This window comes from Archangium sp. Cb G35, from assembly GCF_001896145.1.
Lineage (GTDB): Bacteria > Myxococcota > Myxococcia > Myxococcales > Myxococcaceae > Archangium > Archangium violaceum.
The window spans coordinates 97,113-113,369 of sequence record NZ_MPOI01000012.1; the positions used below are offsets into that span (position 1 = coordinate 97,113).

The following is a 16,257-nucleotide window of genomic DNA, read 5'->3' on the forward strand; positions in this document are numbered from 1 at the left end:
GGGCTCAACCCGGGGCGCGTGGCACCCTCACCCCGTCCCTCTCCCGAGGGGAGAGGGGTGGATGCGTGAGCTGGTTATCTGCCCACCTCGAGCACCGCTCCCTTCGAGTACGCCGTGAACTCGGGCGCGTACATGGACTGGACCGTCGCGGGACCCACACGGAACGTGCCCGCCATGTTCGCCCTCAGCCGGTAACGGAACGTGTACTCACCCGCCGGCAGCCACTCGAAGAAGAAGTTCGTCCCCGAGTCCCTCGGCTCCTCGTACCAGACGATTCCCAGATCGTACCGGTGCCGTGACTGCGTGCTCGCCGGCTCCATCCCCGCCGCCCGCGGGTCCCTCAGGTGCACGTACTCCGCCGCGTGCTTCGTCTTCAGCGACAGGTGCACCTCCACCTCGTCCCCGGGCACCAGCTTCGTCCCCTCCTCCAGGGGCCGCAGCACCGCTTCCGTCCCCTTCTGCTCCCGGAGGAAGTAGCGGCGCGACACGTGGAAGAAGTCTCCCCGCTCCTCCTCCGGCAACCGCTCCGTCGAGAAGTGCCAGGTCGCCGAGGCGAACGCCATCCCCTTCCCCTCCTTCTCCACCACCACCGTGCCGCTCGTCTCCGGCTTCACTTCCGGCCCCGGCACCACCACCCGGCTCCCCTTCCCCGTGTACACCTCCGGCGCGAACGCGAGCGCCACCGTCCGGCCTCCCACCGTCACCTTCGCATCCTCGCGCGCTCCCAGCGTCCCCTCGCGCTCCAGGTACTTCACCAGCGCGTACACCGCTTCCGCCGTGGCCCTCGTGGACTTCCAGTGGCCCAGCTTCCGGTCCAACAGCAGCCACTGCGCCAGCCCGTGCCGCCGCTCGTCCTTCGGGTTCAGCTCCAGCAGCGTGCGCAACGCGAAGGCATGTGTCTCCGTCGTGTCGTTGTACCAGAGCCAGCTCCGCTCCTCCGGCGCCCAGTACGTCCCCAGCTCCTCGCTCGTCTTCGCCGAGTCCATCACGCTCTCGAAGACCCGCCGCGCGTCCCGCTCCCTCCCCGCCCGCTTCAGCGCCAACGCCAGGTAGCCCTTCAGGTACGGCGAGTGCTCCTTCCAATGCTGGAAGCTGAAGTCGCGGATGCGCGCCCGCTCCTCGTCGCTGAGCGCGGCTCCCATGTAGCTCGCGTCCGGGAAGCTCGACGCCACGTACTCGAGCAGCGTGAGGAACTCCCAGCAGCAGCCCGCCTTCCGCAGCTTCTCCGCGTAGTCCGAGCGGAAGTGTTTCGCGAGGTACTCCCACGCCGGCCTCGTCATGTTCGGGTCCAGCTTCACGCCGTGCTCGGCCGCGCGTGCGAGCCCGTGCAGGATGTAGAGCGTCATGTACGGCGACGGCGGCCCTCCCGGCCACCATGGGAAGGCTCCGCTCGACAACTGCGCCTGACGCAGCTTCGTCAGCGCCGCTTCCCGTTCGGCCTTCGCCACCTCCGGATCCAACACCTTCGCCAGCCCGAACTCCCCACTGCTCCCGCCCCCGGCCTCCTCCAGCCAGGGCGACTCCTCCAGCGTCATCTTCCGGTTGGGGTCCACCGCGTCCCACGTCTCGAAGCGCGTGGTGCGTGTGCTCATCGACTTCGCCAGCTTCGCCACCTCGGGGTAGCGGCCATACAGGCTGGAGACGATGCCCGTGGACACGAAGCGGTTGAGCGTCTGCTCCGTGCACTCGTACGGGTAGTCCACCAGGTACGGCAGTGCCCCCAGCACCGCGTGGAAGGGCTGCGCGTCCACCGTGACGACGAGCTGCTCGTTGAGCAGGCTCGGATCATCCCCGCGCCGGAGATCCGCGAACTCCATCACCTCGCGCTCCCGGCCTCGCAGCGTCACGAAGCGAGACTGCGTCAGGTGCATCCGCCCGGGCAGCACTGGCAGCGGACGCAGCTCCCCATCACTGAAGTCACCGGCCCGCGCCGTGACCCGGAAGGCCACCGGCCCCAACTCCGCCGGCGCCTTCAGCGGGAAGCGCACCGTCGTCCCCTTCCCCGCCGCCACCCGGAAGGGCTGGCTCGCCACCTCCACGCCGAAGCGCGACAGCAGGCTCGCATCCGTCTCCGGATCCACGATGTCCAGCACGAGCGAGCCCTCCAGCGCCGCCTCGCCCGCGTTGTTCACCGCCACCTCCAACACAGCGCGGTCCCCCTCGCGCAGGAAGCGCGGCACGTACGGACGCACCATCAGCTCCTTCACGCTCCGGGTCTGGCGCTGCAGCGAGCCACCCTTCAAGTCCCTCGTCAGCGCGTGCACCCAGACGTTCCACGCCGTCACCGAGTCCGGCACGGTGAACTCCAGCACTGCCGAGCCGTCTTCCCCCGTGAGCAACTGCGGCACCCAGAAGGCCGTCTCCTCGAACCGGGCACGCACCGCGTCCGAAGGAGCCACGGGGCCCCGGGCACGCGAATTCATCTCGTCCAGGGACGGATCACGGTTGATGCCAAAGGCATGATCGTTCGCGGAGAGCCCATCGACGACGTAGCCCTCTTGCTTCCGCGAGGCCTCGGGCATGGCGGATCTCCTGCTTCTCATGAGCGCGAACCCCTTCACCGTGGGGATCAACGAAAGACCGCGCCGGCCCGGTCCTCCCACGCCGTGCCCCTCCTCGAACACGAGTGCATCCTCCCGGGGCGGCACCCACTTCGGCTCATGCACCCAATCCCCGCTGGTGAGCCACCAGCTCGAGCCCTGGCTCGGACTGGCCCGAAGCGCCACGGTCTCCGTGCGCTGCGGGTAGTACTCCGCCACGTTCTGGGGCGCGTGCGGCGCGAAGAGGTCCAGCGACCGATCGTACATGTACGCGAGCAGCTCGGCCGCTCCCGCCTCCACCTTCGCTCCGGCCGGGCCCTTCACCGTCACCCGCCATGTCTCCTTCGCGCCCGGCCGCACGCGGTCGCGGAAGGTCGCGAACTCCACCCGCAGCTCCTTGTCATCGAAGGGCACGAACACCGGCTGCTCGTACCGCAGCACCTGGTAGTCCCTCACCGCCACCAGCGACACGATGAAACCGCCCCGCAGCGACTCGGTGACGGGCACCTCCAACACCGCCGGGTCCTTCCTCCCCATCAACATGTGCCGCTGGATGAACCGCTCTCCCTGGTAGAGGTCCAGGAACAGCGGCTGGCCCTCGAACCCGGAGAAGGCCAGCACGCGCGCTGTCTCGCCCACCTTCACCGTGGTGCGCTCGAGCCGCAGCAGCGCCGGCAATGGGATGGGTGCCTGCTCGCCCGCGACCAGCACCTCTCGCGAGGTGGTGAAGCGCTCCCCGAAGGCATCCTCCGTCTCGTAATGCACGCGATAGGCACCGGGCCTCAGCCTGGGCAGCTTCACCCGTGCGAGCCCTCGCGCGTCATGCGTCACCTCACCTCGTGACAGCTCCTCGCCATCCTTCCAGCCATGAAGCGGCTCCTCCTTCTCCTCCCCCCACTCGCTCTTCAGCCATCGGGGCCGCGAAAGGTCCCCCGGAGTGGTGACCCAGGCGTCCGCGTCCACCGGCTGCTCCGGGAAGCTCGGCGGGGGCAGTTCGTCCGGCATCAGCGGCCGCGAGGGCTGCTTCAGCGTCACCAGCCTCCACCGGCCCACTCCGGGCAACGGCACCCCATCGAGGTTGGCGCGCACCAGACGGACCTCCGCGGGCACTCCCTCACGGAAGAAGCCCTCGTCCGTCTCCACGCGCCCCTCCACCGCCACCAGGCCGAGCCGGAAGGCCCTGCTGGCCGAGCGCGTCTCCCCGCCCTCGTCCGTCACGTCCGCCTCCACCCGGTAGCGCCAGGAGACCTCCCGCGACGCGAGGGCTCGCTCGTCCGCCTCCGGGGTGAAGGTGAGCTGGAAGTTCCCGTCCCCCTCCAGGGCAGAGGTACCGCTGGCCACCACCCGCGAACGCAGCGAGCTCCCGCCCGAGCGGCCCCACCACCATGGCAGGAGCGGCTCGCGGTGGACGCGCCAGCGCACGGAGCCTTGCGTCACCGGCAACCCGAAGAAATAGCGTGCCTCGCCCCGGAAGGTGACTGGACGATTGAGGCGCAGCGCCGCGTCCGGGTCCTTCACCGTCACCTCGAAGGTGGGCCGCTTGTACTCCTCCACTCGCACGAGTGCGTGGCCCACGGTCTCTTCGCCCACCTGCGCCCTCACCCGCCATCCGCCGAGCAACCGCCCCGCCGGCACGGTGAACCCTCCGGCCACCGATCCGAAGCCGTTGGTCCCCACCTCCCGCTTCTCGACGATCTGGCCGTTCGCATCCTCCAGCGACACGGTCAGCCGCTGCTCCGGCAGTGTCCGGTAGCGCGCCTGCGCTCCACTCCCCCGGAAGGCCACCACCTTCCACAGCACCTGCTGGAGCGGCCGGTACACGCCGCGATCCGTGAAGACGAGTGCCCGCGTCCGCTCCTTCTCCGGCGCGCGCCCGGAGACGTAGCGGGGCTCCTGATCCAGCAACACCTGCCGGCCCCGGCCCACCGCGAGGGAGAGGCGATGCACCGTCCGGTCCGGCAGCTCCGGGAACACCACCTCGCCCCGAGCGTCCGTCTTCAGGCTCCGCAGCATCTGGTTCCGCCCATCTCCCGCCTTGAAGAGGCGCACCTCCACACCGGGCGAGGGCCGGCCCGACTCGCCCTCCACCACCCGCACCTCGATGCGTCCCGCCGGGTCATACCGGCTGACGAAGACCCAGGGAGTCACCGTCATCAAGGTCGCCGCCAGGGCGTTGCCCTCCTTCCGGAAGTCCTCGCGCGCCGAGGCGACGATGAGATAGCTGCCCGGCTCCGTCAGCGGCGGCACCACGAACGTCCGGTGCGAACGCAGGTCCGGTGTCCCCGGTAGCGACGCACTCCAGGCCGCCACCGGCCGCTCCCTCGCCGTGAGGCGGAGCACCGCCTCTTCGCCATCATCACCGTCATCCATCAACAGTTCGTCGTGCAGGTCGCCCCGCTCGAGCCGCGGCTCCAGGTCGTACGCGTAGGCACGGAAGTACAGCCGCGGCAGGTTCCGGTGCGTCACCTCGATGGACCGCTTGCCGGCACCGTCGTAACGCATGCTGGACACCGAGAAGTCCGGGGCCTCCAGTCGCGCCACCAGCCGCGCGCACCGCTGACCCCCGAGGCTCTCCGGGAAGGCCGCCGCGCAGTCCTTCGCGATCGCATGCGCCCTCACCGGCCGATCCGCCCACTCCTCCTGTTCCGCCAACCAGCCCTGTCCCATCGCCCACCACGGCACGTCCCGGTAGCCCTCGAGCACCCCGGCCACGTGGCGGCGGATGCGGGCCTTGTCCGACTCTTCCTGGAAGGCCTCGAGGAGACGCTCGCCGCGCCGCAGATGAGCCTCCAGTGCCGCCTCGCGCCGGCCCGAAGCCTGGTGCCAGGCCTCCAGGTCTCCCAACACGGCGGCCAGCTTGCGCAACGGGTGCACCGATGAGTCCACCAAGCCGACCCGCGGCGTGCCCTCCAGCAGTTCGCCCAGGTCCAGGCGATGCACCTCGCTGGACTGCTCCGGCCTCCACTGGGCCTCATCCGACAGCATCTCCACCCAGAGGTACGTCACCGCATCGCGCAGCGTGTCCCGGATGCCGGGAGGATAGGTGTTCGGCTCCAAATAGCCCGCGAGCTCCCCGACCTTTCGCGAGCCCAACCGCTCCCGCTCCGCCCACACCTCCGCGAGTGCACGCCGGGCCTCGGTGTAGATCTGCTCGGCCGTCCACCGCTTCAGATCCACCAGCCCACCGGAAACCACCTGCTCGCGCTGGCGTATCTCCCAGCCGTACCGCCCCGCGTATTGGATGAGCGATGCGGCGTAATACAGATGGAGCGCCGTGCGCGGCAGCAGGCCCTCCGGCCACGGCTGCTCCCGGAGGAAACGTACCGCCGTCTCCTCGCCATGCAGCGCCGTGCGGAGTTGCTCGACGCGGACGAGCGCCCGCGTCCACTCGTCCTCGTTGGCCTGTGCGCGGGCCTGGGCCAGCCGCGCCTCGGTGCCCTGGATGGCGGCCTCGAGCTTTTGATCCTCCACCAGCGCGTCGATGTCCTTCCACGACGGCACGGGTTGCTGCCCCTGGGCGGCAGGGGCGGCGAGAACCAGGAAGAGGAGCGTCAGGAGGGTGGCGAGCGTCCGGGGGCTCGGGAGTGGCGGCATGTGGACACTCTAGACACACAGCCCGCTGTGGAGCGCACCTCTGTCACGGGGCATACTGCGTCCCATGTGTGGCCGCGTCACCATCCAGACCCCCGCCCTGGCGATCGCCCGTGAGTTCGCCCTCACCGGCGTCCGTACCGCCATCGAGCGCCCCCGTTACAACCTCGCCCCCACCCAGCTCATGCCCGTCGTCATCAACGACGGCGAGCGCATGCTGGACGCCTACCGCTGGGGCCTCATCCCCTCCTGGGCCAAGGAAGCCTCCATCGGCAGCAAGCTCATCAACGCCCGCGGCGAGACCGTGGCCGAGAAGCCCAGCTTCCGCTCCGCCCTCAAGCGCCGCCGTTGCCTCGTGCTCGTGGACGGCTGGTTCGAGTGGAAGCAGAACACGAAGCCCAAGACGCCCTACTTCTTCCGCCGCAAGGACGGCCTCCCCATGGCCTTCGCCGGCCTCTGGGAGGAATGGACCGCCCCCGACACCGGCGAAATCCTCCGCACCTGCACCGTCATCACCACCGGGCCCAACCACCTCATGGCCCCCATCCATGACCGCATGCCCGTCATCCTCCCGCAGGCGGCCCAGGAGCTGTGGCTGCGTCCGGAGCCCCAGGAGGCCTCGCTCCTCCAGCCCCTGCTCGTCCCCAACGAGGACGAGCCCCTCGAGGCCTGGGAGGTGGCGCGCGTGGTGAACTCACCCACGAACGACGTGGCCGCCTGCGTGGAGCGCGTGGCCAGCCAGCCCACGCTCCTGCTCTGACGCCCTCTAATCGCCGAAGATCTTCCGGAAGAAGCGCACCACCGAGAACGACACGGCCGTGTCCTCGGGCCGCCCCTGCGTGTCCTGCTCCAGCGCCACGGGGGGCCGCTGCGCCTCCGGCTCCACCGAGAAGACGCTGAACTCGTCGTCGCCCCCGAGCGCGTTGAGCGCCTTGCGCGAGGCATTGCCACGTGTGGGCTTCGGGTCGGACATGGGCCTGGCTCCCGGCGTGCGTACCAGGCGCCAGTGTAGGACGAGCCCCGTCAAGGCGCCACGGGGGCCGGGGCGGACGGAGCCTTCCGGCGCAGGCCCACCACGTACACCTCCATGCTCGCACCCCGGGTGGCCTCGGGGCGCACCAGCTTCACCTCCTCGAAGCCGGCGCGCACCTCGTCGCGGAACTCCTCGAACTCGCCACCCATGAAGAGCTTGGCCACGAAGGCCGAGCCCGGACGGCCCCGGGTGAGGGACAGCTCCAGCGCCTTGCGCGCCAGCCGCAAACTGCGCGCCTCGTCCGTGGTGCGGATACCGCTCGTCTTGGGCGCCATGTCCGAGATGACCGCGTCATAGGGCCCGTCGTACAGCGCGCTCAGCTTCGCGTCGAAGTCGTCGGCCAGCACGTCCAGCACCGCCGTCTTCACGTACGGCTGCGAGAAGGGCCGGATGGCGACGATGTCCACCCCAATCACCCGGCCGTTGGGCCCCACCGCGTCCGCCAATATCTGCAGGAAACCGCCCGGGGCGGCCCCCAGGTCGAGCACCGTGGCGCCCTTCTTCAAGAAGGGGTAGCGCTTGAGGATCTCATCCACCTTGAAGGCGGAACGGGCCCTCAGCCCTTCTTGCTTGGCTTTCTTGAAATAGTGGTCTTTCGGACGGTAGGGCTTGCCCATGGCGGATGGGGTCCCTACCATCGGCTACTGTCTTCGGGAAGCCGGAGCAGCGGCGGGTGTCGTGGAACCCGTGAAACGGCGGACCGGAGGGGCCATGCGACTGTTCAGCGTGACGACGGCGGTGTGCGTCTCCCTGCTGACAGCTGCCTGCGCGGCGGGGTGCTGGTACCGCGCGGAGCAGCTGCGCTCGGAGGCGGACTGGCTCATGGAGCGGAGCAAGGCCCAGGCGAGCGAGTTCGCCCAGAGTTTCAACGACACCCTGGCCACCCAGCAGCTGGAGACGTTCGCCAAGCGCCGGGCGGTGCTGGAGCGGGCGCACCTGTGGCAGCGCGGCCAGGCGCTGGGCATCATGCTCACCGTGGCGGCGGGGACCTGCGCCTGGCTGCTGAGCCTGATGCGCCGCCTGGATGGCGAGCTGGAGGAGGCGAGCCAGGAGCTGGAGCAGGCACGGGCCGCCGAACCGGCCCCCCTGGGAGCCACCGTCCGGGCCTCGCGTTCCTAGAGGACTCGCGGCGCGAGCAGCGCGCTGGTATGGACTCCTCCACCCCTGACCGGGAGGAAGGGCATGACGGGCTGCGCGCACTGCGGAGGCAAACTCGACATCGTGGGCAACCAGGTGGGGCGGAGGGATACCTGCCCCCATTGCGGCGAGGAGGTGCACTCGTGCCGCAACTGCCGCCACTTCGACGTGACGGTGGCCAAGCAATGCAAGGAGCCCTTCGCCGAGGTGCCCTCGGACAAGGACGAAGCCAACTTCTGTGAGCTCTTCCAGATTGGCGAGGGCGGCCTGCACGCCCGGGAGAACAAGGACGCGCTGATGTCCGCCGCCGAGGCCCTCTTCAAGAAGAAGTAACGGACGCGCACCCGAGCGCTCCGTCCCGTGTGCGGCGAGCGGGCGGGAACACTTCCCGTCCCGGTCCTCCAACCAAATGTTCAGCAGAGAGCGGGAGCCCTGACGCAGCCAACTGGCTGAATCCTCGCGCCGCTGAACGGGACAGCGCGAGCGCCAGGCCACTCCCGCTCGCGGGGGACCGCATGGCGCTGCATCCGACCACAGAGGGAGGCCAGGGCTCCCAGGAGATCCACCGCGGGCGCCGGTACGTCGTGTCCCGGGTGTGGACGGGAGAGGGCGTCTCCTTGATCCTCAAGCAGGCCCGGCGGGGCTCCCTCGCCTCCACCAGCGCGGCGATGCTCCACCACGAGTTCGCGCTGCTGCGGGAGTTGGCGGAGGGGGGCGTGACGGGCGTGGTGAGACCACTGGCCCTGAAGGAGGAGGCCGAGAGCGTCACGCTCGTTCTCGAGGACGCCGGGCCCCGGGATCTGCGGGAATGGCTGAAGCGCCACCCGGCCGAGCCCGACACCTTCCTGGAGCTGGCCCTCCAGCTGGCGAGGATTCTCGCGGAGCTCCATCAGCGCTACGTCATCCACCGGGATCTCAACCCCTCCAACATCATCCTCGCCGGGCAGGAGCCCCGCGTGACGGTGATCGACTTCGACATCGCCACGAAGGCCGCCGGGCTCGCCGATGCGGCAAGCCTCCTCGGAGAGCTCGAGCTGACGCTGCCCTATATCTCGCCGGAGCAGACGGGGCGGATGGACCGCCTCGTGGATCACCGCTCGGACCTCTACTCCCTGGGCGCCACGTTCTACGAGATGCTCACGGGCCAGCCGCCGTTCACCTCGCCGGATCCCATGGAGCTCGTGCACGCCCATCTGGCGAGGCCTCCCCTTCCTCCGGTCCACGCCAACTCCAGGATTCCGGAGGCGCTCTCGGAGCTCGTGCTGAAGCTGCTCGCGAAGATGCCCGAGGAGCGCTACCAGAGCGCCGAGTCCCTCCTGTCCGATCTCCAGGAGCTGCGCAGACGGAAGCGGGCCTCGAGAAGACTCAAACCCCTGGAGCTCGGCCGGATGGATCTCGCCCGGCAGCTCCCCCTCCCGGAACGGCTGTACGGGCGGGAGCGGGAGCTGGCGGAGCTCGGAGCCACCCTGGAGCGGGTCCAACGCGGTCCCAGTGAGTGCGTGGTTGTGGTGGGGGCGGCGGGCATCGGTAAATCGTCGCTCGTCCAGACGCTGCGCCAGCGCCTCGGGCGCGCGGGCTGGTTCCTCTCCGGCAAGTTCGACCAGCTCCGGCGCAACGTGCCCTACGCGCCCCTGGTGAACGCCTTCCAGGGGCTGGTGCGCGAGCTGATGAACGAGCCGGCCCAGCTGCGCAACTCGTGGCGGCGCCGGCTGCTGGAAGCGCTGGGGAACCAGGGCGGCGTCATCCTCGAGGCCCTCCCGCAGTTGGAGCAGCTCCTCGGCCCCCAGCCGCCCGTGGTGGAGCTCGAGCCGGCCGAGGCCGAGAACCGCTTCCATCTGACCTTCCAGGCGTTCATCCGGGCCATGGCCTCACCCCAGGCGCCCCTCGTGCTCTTCCTGGATGACCTGCAGTGGGCCGATCCCGCCTCGCTCTCGCTCTTCCAGCGCCTGGCCCTGGACCCGGACTCCCAGCACGTGCTGCTCGTGGGCGCCTGCCGGCCCGAGGCCACCGGGCCGCAACAGCCCGTCGCCCGCACGCTCGCGGCCATCCGGGAAGGCGGCGCGGCCCTCACGCTCCTCGAGCTATCTCCGCTGGACCTCGACGCGCTCACGGCCCTCTGCTGCGACACCCTGCGCCGCGGGCCCGGGCAGGTCCAGCCGCTGGCCGGGCTCGTGCAGCGGAAGACCGCGGGCAATCCCCTCTTCGTCACCCGCTTCCTGCGCTACCTCCACCAGTCCGGCCTGCTGCGCTTCGACGTCGAGCGCGGCACGTGGCAATGGGACCTCGCCCGGATGGAGCAGGTGGAGATGACCGAGAACGTGGTCGAGTTGATGATCGCGACCATCCGCCGGCTCCCCGAGCGCACCCAGCGCCTCCTGAAGGTCGCGGCCTGCCTGGGCAACCGGGTGGATCTCCAGTTGCTCGCCACGTTGGTGGGCATGTCCGTGGACGAGACGGCCTCGGCCCTCTGGAGCACCCTCCAGGAGGGGCTCCTCGTCCTGGAACGCCCCGCCCTCTACCGTTTCGCGCACGACCGCATCCAACAGGCCGCGTACTCCCTGCTTCCGGAGGACCAGAAGAAGCGGCTCCACCTCGAGGCGGGACGCCTGCTGCGGAGCACCCGCGAACACGAGCTCGACGCGCGGATCTTCGAGGTGGCCGACCAGCTCGAGCTGGGCGCGGAGCTGGTCACGGAAGAGACCGAGCGGGAGGAGCTGGCCCGGCTCAACCTCCAGGCCGGCCGCAAGGCCAAGGCCGCCTCGGCGTTCCGCTCCGCGCTGGGCTACCTGCTCCGTGGCATTGGCTTCCTTCCACCGGACACGTGGCGGTCGAACCATGAGCTGAGCTTCCGTCTTCATCGCGAGGCCGCGGAGTGCGCCTACCTCACGGGCGATCCGGAGCTCGCCGGGAAGCTCCTCACCAACGCGCTGGACCAGGCCAGGTCCCGCTTCGAGAAGGCGGAGCTCTACATCCTCCGGCTGCTCACCTGCCTGGTGAAGCGGGACCACCTGGAGGCACTCCAGTCTGGAAAGGAAGGGCTGCGGTTGTTCGGCATGGAACTGCCGGAGAAGCCGGACCTCCCCCAGGCCTTCGCGGCCGAGCTGGCGGCGGTGAAGGAGAATCTGCGCGGCCGCTCGTTCGAGGAGCTCCTGGAAGCCCCCCAGATGAAGGAGCCGGAGCAACTGGCCTGTGTGCGGATCCTCTCCGAAGTCAGCACGGTCACCTTCTTCTTCGATCCCCTCCTGTTCGCCTTCATCAACCTCCGCATCGTCAACCTCACCTTGAAACATGGCAACACGGTCTACTCCTCCACCTCGTATGTCACCCATGGCATGCGCCTGGGATTGCTCCTGGGCGACTACGAGTCCGGCCATGCCTTCGGGCGCCTGGGAGTGGATCTCTGCCTGCGGTATGACGATCCACGGCAACGGAGCAGGACGCTCCTCACGTTCGCGGTGAGCGTGAACCATTGGAAGGCACCGCTCCGGACGGGTGTGCCCCTCTACCGTCAGGCCTTCACCACCGGGCTCACGAGCGGCGATCTCCAGTTCGCCGGATTCTCCGTCCCGGTGCGGGTGTACACCTTGTTCTCGATGGGGACGGGGTTCTCCCTCGTGCTCTCCGAGCTCGAGACCGGCCTCACCTTCCTACACAAGAGCAGTGTCCATCGGCTGGTCGACTCACTGCTCGGTCTTCGCCAGGCCATCCGGTGCCTGCGGGACCAGACGCATGAACGGGCCCGCTTCGAGGATGACGGATTCGACGAGGCGGCCTTCCTCTCCGTGAACCAGCATCTCTTCGCGACGCTCACCCTGTACAGGATCCTGCGCCTCCAGGTGTCCTATCTGCTGGGCGACCTCGAGGACGCCCGGGAGATGTCCCGGGAAGCGGCGGCACACCTCGATTCCATGCCGGGCTGGTTCTTCGTGGCCGAGCACAACGTCTACACCTCGCTGGTCCTGGCGGCGTCCTGCACCACGGCCACGTCCGAGGAGCAGACCCACCTGCTCACGGGGATCGCCGCCAACCAGCACCAACTCGGCATCTGGGCGGAGAACTGCCCGGAGAACTTCCGCCACAAGTACGAGCTGATCAGCGCCGAGGTCGCGCGTATCGAGGGACGGCACGTGGAGGCCATGAGGCTCTACGACAGCGCCATCGAGGGAGCCCATCGCGAGGGGTTCGTCCAGGACGAGGCCCTGGCCCAGGAGTTGGCGGGCCGCTACTTCCGGACGGCGGGTGGAAAACGGCTCGCCCACGTCTATTTGAGGGCAGCCATCGAGGGCTATGCCCGCTGGGGCGCGCAGGCCAAGGTGTCCGCCCTGCAGGAGGAGTTCCCGGACCTGGAGTCCACCGAACCCGTGGCCTGGAAGACCCCGGACCGCCCCGCGACGGGTGGCACCGTGGGGGGCTCGAGCCTCGACATGCTCAGCATCCTGAAGGCCGCGGATACCCTCGTGAGCGAGGTGGTGTTGGACCGCCTGCTCGACAAGCTCATGGCGGTGTGCCTGGAGGCGGCGGGAGCTCAACGCGGGGCACTCGTGCTCGGGGAGAAGGACACCTTGATGGTGCGAGCCCTGGGCGCGGTCTCCGAGACCGTCGCGCTGGAACGTACCCCCTTGAAAGACTCGGATCAGGTCCCCAGCTCGCTCATCGAGCACGCCTGCCACACGGGCGAATCCCTCGTCCTGGCCCATGCCGCCCGGCAGGGCGCGTTCGTCTCGGATCCCTATGTGGCCCGGCACGCGCTCAAGTCGGCCCTGGCCGTGCCCATCCAACGGCCCCCGAAGACGATTGGCGTGCTCTACCTGGAGAACAACCTCGCCACCCGGGCCTTCACCCCGGAGCGGGTCCGCGTGCTGCGGCTCCTGTCCTCGCAGATCGCCATCTCGCTGGAGAACAGCCAGTTGTTCGAGCGGCTGCGCATCGAGGTCGAGGAGCGCAGACGGGCGGAGCAGGCCGTCCGCTTCGTCGCCGAGTGGAGCCTGACGTTGTCCGAGTCCCTGGATTTCGAGACGACGCTGGCCAAGGTGACCCGCTCGGTGGTGCCCTACCTGGCGGACTGGTGCGTGGTGGATGTCATCGAGAAGGACGGGAGGATCCGTCCGATGACGATGGCGCACGTGGATCCCGCCAAGGAGATCATCCTGCGCAGGCTCAACCGGGAATATCCCCACAACTGGATGACGCCGGAGCCGATCGTCCGCGTGCTGCGGACGGGGCAGTCCGTGCTCTTCGCGGAGCTCGATGATGCGCAGTTGCGAAGGAACAACCCGTATCGCGAGGAGCGCTTCTTCGAGTTGCTCCATGCCGTCGCGGTCCGGACGGGCATCATCGTTCCGCTCACCGCGCGCGGAAAGACACTCGGCGCCATCATGTTCGCCTCGGCGGCGCCGGGCCGCCGCTACACGGAGGCGGAGCTGCACCTGGCGGAAGAGCTGGCACGCCGGGCCGCCGTCAGCATCGACAACGCCCGGCTGTACGGCGAGTCCCAGGACTCCATCCAACTGCGCGACAACTTCCTGTCCGTCGCCGCGCATGAGCTCTACACCCCCATCACCTCGCTGCGCCTCTCCGTGCAGGGACTCCTGCGGCGCTGCGGCTCCGAGCTGCCGGAACCCCTGACCCGGGGCATCCGGAGCGCCGAGGCCCAGACGCGCAAGCTGGCGAAGTTGATCGAGGAGCTGCTCGACGTCACGCGCATCCAGGCCGGACGCATCCACCTGCGTCTGGAGCAGGTGGAGCTGTCGGACGTGGTCCAGGACGTCGTCGAGCGCATGGGGGAGACGATCTCCCGGGCGAACTGCCCCCTGTCCCTGCATTTCCACGGGGGCGTGGTGGGCCGGTGGGATCGCATCCGGCTGGAACAGGTGACCACCAACCTGCTGTCCAATGCCCTCAAGTTCGGTGCCGGCAAGCCCATCGACATCACACTCTCCCAGGAGGGAGACGTGGCCCGGCTCCAGGTCAGTGACCAGGGCATCGGCATCGCACCCGACCGCCTGCCGCATGTGTTCGAGCGGTTCGAGCGGGCGGTCTCGGTGGAGAACTACGGGGGACTCGGGCTGGGGCTCCACATCGTGCGGGAGATCGTCTCCGCGCTCGGGGGCACGGTGAGGGCGGACAGCCATCCGGGAAAGGGGACCACCCTGACGGTGGAGCTGCCCTGCTCCGGACCGCCCACCACCGGAGCGGAGCACCGGGAGGCCCAGGGCATGGCATCCGCTCCGAGCCATTGAGCCCTTCATCCCGTTCAGAGATCCCTTCATCTCTTTCAGGAAAGTGGCCAGATAGCCCCTCTCCCCTCGGGAGGGCGAGGGTGGGGGATAGATATTTCCCCCAGGACTCCGGCCTATAGCCGGCTCGAGTTCTGCAGACGGGCTCGCATTCCCCGCGAAGTTCGCTGTGACGCAGCCAAGCACCCACAATACGGGCAAGGTCTTGGGCTCTGCGGAAGCCCGGTCTCGCGCTCCAGCGGATTGGGGAAGTGACGTAGCCCAGCGGGCGGATCATCTCCTCCACCTCAATGGCATAGAGGCGAAGTGAAGGGCGAATGCGTTTGGGCCACCAGGATGCAGCCAGCTTTATTATAATCTTCTACAATTCCTTCGATTCTATATCGAATGCAGCCACATCGCCTTCAGGTTCTTCATTGGTGGATGATCGGGGAACGACTTCAATTTCGAGTTCACCATGTATGCGTTCTTCCAAGTTGACCGCATCTGCGGTCCAGCGAATCTTATAGCGACCATCCACAACTTTCGGCGCCACTACAATACCATCGTCATCATCGTTGAAAGACAGCATCCGTCGCTGCGCCAATCTGCTGATGCACAACTTCACTTCGTTGTCTTTGACGGAAATGGACCTTCCCTTGATGTGAGAAGTTAGACGCAAAGCCGAAAGCCGTCCGATGTCAAATGATTGGGAAAAATCAATCCCAATGAGACCGTAATCTGGGAAATTGAACGAATTCAAACGCGAAATGCGCTCTGCCGAAAGCCTTGGCCTCACAGGCAACTCTGGACAATCGATCTTTTCAGGTGGGCATCCAATCTCGTAAACCTCAAACTGATCCGAAAAATCCAAGTAAATGAGAATATCTCTCGCTTCAACTCCATCTACCTCAACAGCAACTCCGCACTTCTTTCCAAATTTGTATCTGTCGAACGCATGGTGAGCGAGCCATTTTCTTTCAAGACTTTTATCTCTCAGTGCCACCTCGACTTCTTCGTTATACTTTTGCGCCAGTGCGCCATCTTGGGGATGTTTTGATTTCAGATATTCAATATCATTCCGCCTGAATGGCTTGAATTGCATCGCGAAGTTCGTAAGTTTCTCCGGGGTGGTTTCAATTCTCAGAATCTTGGTTGGCTCCTCTCCCAAGAGCCAGTGGACGTCAATGCTCGGTTGGCGTTCATCAACGGAAAGTTTGTTCCAATTGGGAAAATGCTTTGCGAGAAGATGTTTGTCTCCTGCTAGATCAAGGCAGATATCTTCCCAAAATAGGAGTTCGACTGGAAACTTTCCCAGCGAATGTCGCTCCACATTCAGAAAACGAACCTTTTCCTGGAGGTTTGCGTCTCTTGGCGTTGTGGTCGCAATAATAAATTCGCCAAGCGGGGGGAGGAATTCATCAGCTTTCTCCACCTCGTTTTTGACTGTGTGCCAAGAGATGGGGTCAGAAAGTCGCTTGCACTGCGCGCCTGCGTATTTGCCATCAAGGTGCTTGGGACGACCATAGACATCGACCCCCTTTTGTGGCTGGCCAGGGCGACCATGTCTGGTGACATGTGGAGTGCCCCAGCGCAGTTTGAGAATGTCAGCAGTAATGTCTTCGAACTCGTCCCAGGACTTTGGCAGAGGGAGCTCAGTAGTTGATGGTGACGGCATGTTTATAGACTCCTAACTTGCAACCCTCTGGAGATGTATCCTGAAGGTAATGCACGACGCTGA

8 protein-coding genes are annotated in these 16,257 nt (G+C 67.3%); 4 read left to right on the forward strand and 4 right to left on the reverse strand.

Annotated features, from left to right (window positions below; genetic code table 11):
- Positions 1–74: 74 nt before the first annotated feature.
- Entirely contained in the window at positions 75–6,134 is a 6,060-nt protein-coding gene (locus tag BO221_RS57120) for an alpha-2-macroglobulin (RefSeq protein ID WP_073564889.1), read from the reverse strand.
- Positions 6,135–6,198: 64 nt separating this feature from the next.
- Between BO221_RS57120 and BO221_RS33225 the strand changes: the two genes are divergently transcribed.
- A complete protein-coding gene (locus BO221_RS33225) occupies positions 6,199–6,891 on the forward strand; it encodes an SOS response-associated peptidase (protein ID WP_073564890.1) in 693 nt (230 codons plus the stop codon).
- A 6-nt stretch (positions 6,892–6,897) separates the two neighbouring features.
- Here the strand turns inward: BO221_RS33225 and BO221_RS33230 are convergent, their stop codons facing one another.
- Positions 6,898–7,104 (reverse strand): hypothetical protein, encoded by a 207-nt coding sequence (locus BO221_RS33230; RefSeq protein ID WP_043391596.1) that lies wholly within the window; start codon positions 7,102–7,104, stop codon positions 6,898–6,900.
- 50 nt (positions 7,105–7,154) lie between these two features.
- Positions 7,155–7,802 (reverse strand): RlmE family RNA methyltransferase, encoded by a 648-nt coding sequence (locus tag BO221_RS33235; protein ID WP_073564891.1) that lies wholly within the window; start codon positions 7,800–7,802, stop codon positions 7,155–7,157.
- Positions 7,803–7,875: 73 nt separating this feature from the next.
- Here BO221_RS33235 and BO221_RS33240 point away from each other — a divergent pair, with 73 nt between their 5' ends.
- The 3 genes from BO221_RS33240 to BO221_RS33250 all read left to right on the forward strand — a co-directional run bounded on the left by BO221_RS33240 (position 7,876) and on the right by BO221_RS33250 (position 14,540).
- Positions 7,876–8,283 (forward strand): hypothetical protein, encoded by a 408-nt coding sequence (locus tag BO221_RS33240; RefSeq protein WP_073564892.1) that lies wholly within the window; start codon positions 7,876–7,878, stop codon positions 8,281–8,283.
- A 63-nt stretch (positions 8,284–8,346) separates the two neighbouring features.
- Positions 8,347–8,634, forward strand: a complete 288-nt coding sequence (locus BO221_RS33245; protein ID WP_073564893.1) for a hypothetical protein — start codon at positions 8,347–8,349, stop codon at positions 8,632–8,634.
- 182 nt (positions 8,635–8,816) lie between these two features.
- Positions 8,817–14,540, forward strand: coding sequence for an ATP-binding sensor histidine kinase (locus BO221_RS33250; RefSeq protein WP_073564894.1), 5,724 nt, complete (start codon positions 8,817–8,819; stop codon positions 14,538–14,540).
- 358 nt (positions 14,541–14,898) lie between these two features.
- Here the strand turns inward: BO221_RS33250 and BO221_RS54155 are convergent, their stop codons facing one another.
- Positions 14,899–16,194, reverse strand: a complete 1,296-nt coding sequence (locus tag BO221_RS54155) for a restriction endonuclease (RefSeq protein WP_143195822.1) — start codon at positions 16,192–16,194, stop codon at positions 14,899–14,901.
- Positions 16,195–16,257: the final 63 nt, after the last annotated feature.

Excerpts from the sequence above, each read along its gene's own strand:
- BO221_RS33230 (WP_043391596.1), bottom strand. The coding sequence starts at position 7,104 with ATGTCCGACCCGAAGCCCACACGTGGCAATGCCTCGCGCAAGGCGCTC.
- BO221_RS33240 (WP_073564892.1), top strand. The coding sequence starts at position 7,876 with ATGCGACTGTTCAGCGTGACGACGGCGGTGTGCGTCTCCCTGCTGACA.
- BO221_RS33235 (WP_073564891.1), bottom strand. The coding sequence starts at position 7,802 with ATGGTAGGGACCCCATCCGCCATGGGCAAGCCCTACCGTCCGAAAGAC.
- BO221_RS33250 (WP_073564894.1), top strand. The coding sequence starts at position 8,817 with ATGGCGCTGCATCCGACCACAGAGGGAGGCCAGGGCTCCCAGGAGATC.
- BO221_RS33245 (WP_073564893.1), top strand. The coding sequence starts at position 8,347 with ATGACGGGCTGCGCGCACTGCGGAGGCAAACTCGACATCGTGGGCAAC.
- BO221_RS33225 (WP_073564890.1), top strand. The coding sequence starts at position 6,199 with ATGTGTGGCCGCGTCACCATCCAGACCCCCGCCCTGGCGATCGCCCGT.
- BO221_RS54155 (WP_143195822.1), bottom strand. The coding sequence starts at position 16,194 with ATGCCGTCACCATCAACTACTGAGCTCCCTCTGCCAAAGTCCTGGGAC.
- BO221_RS57120 (WP_073564889.1), bottom strand. The coding sequence starts at position 6,134 with ATGCCGCCACTCCCGAGCCCCCGGACGCTCGCCACCCTCCTGACGCTC.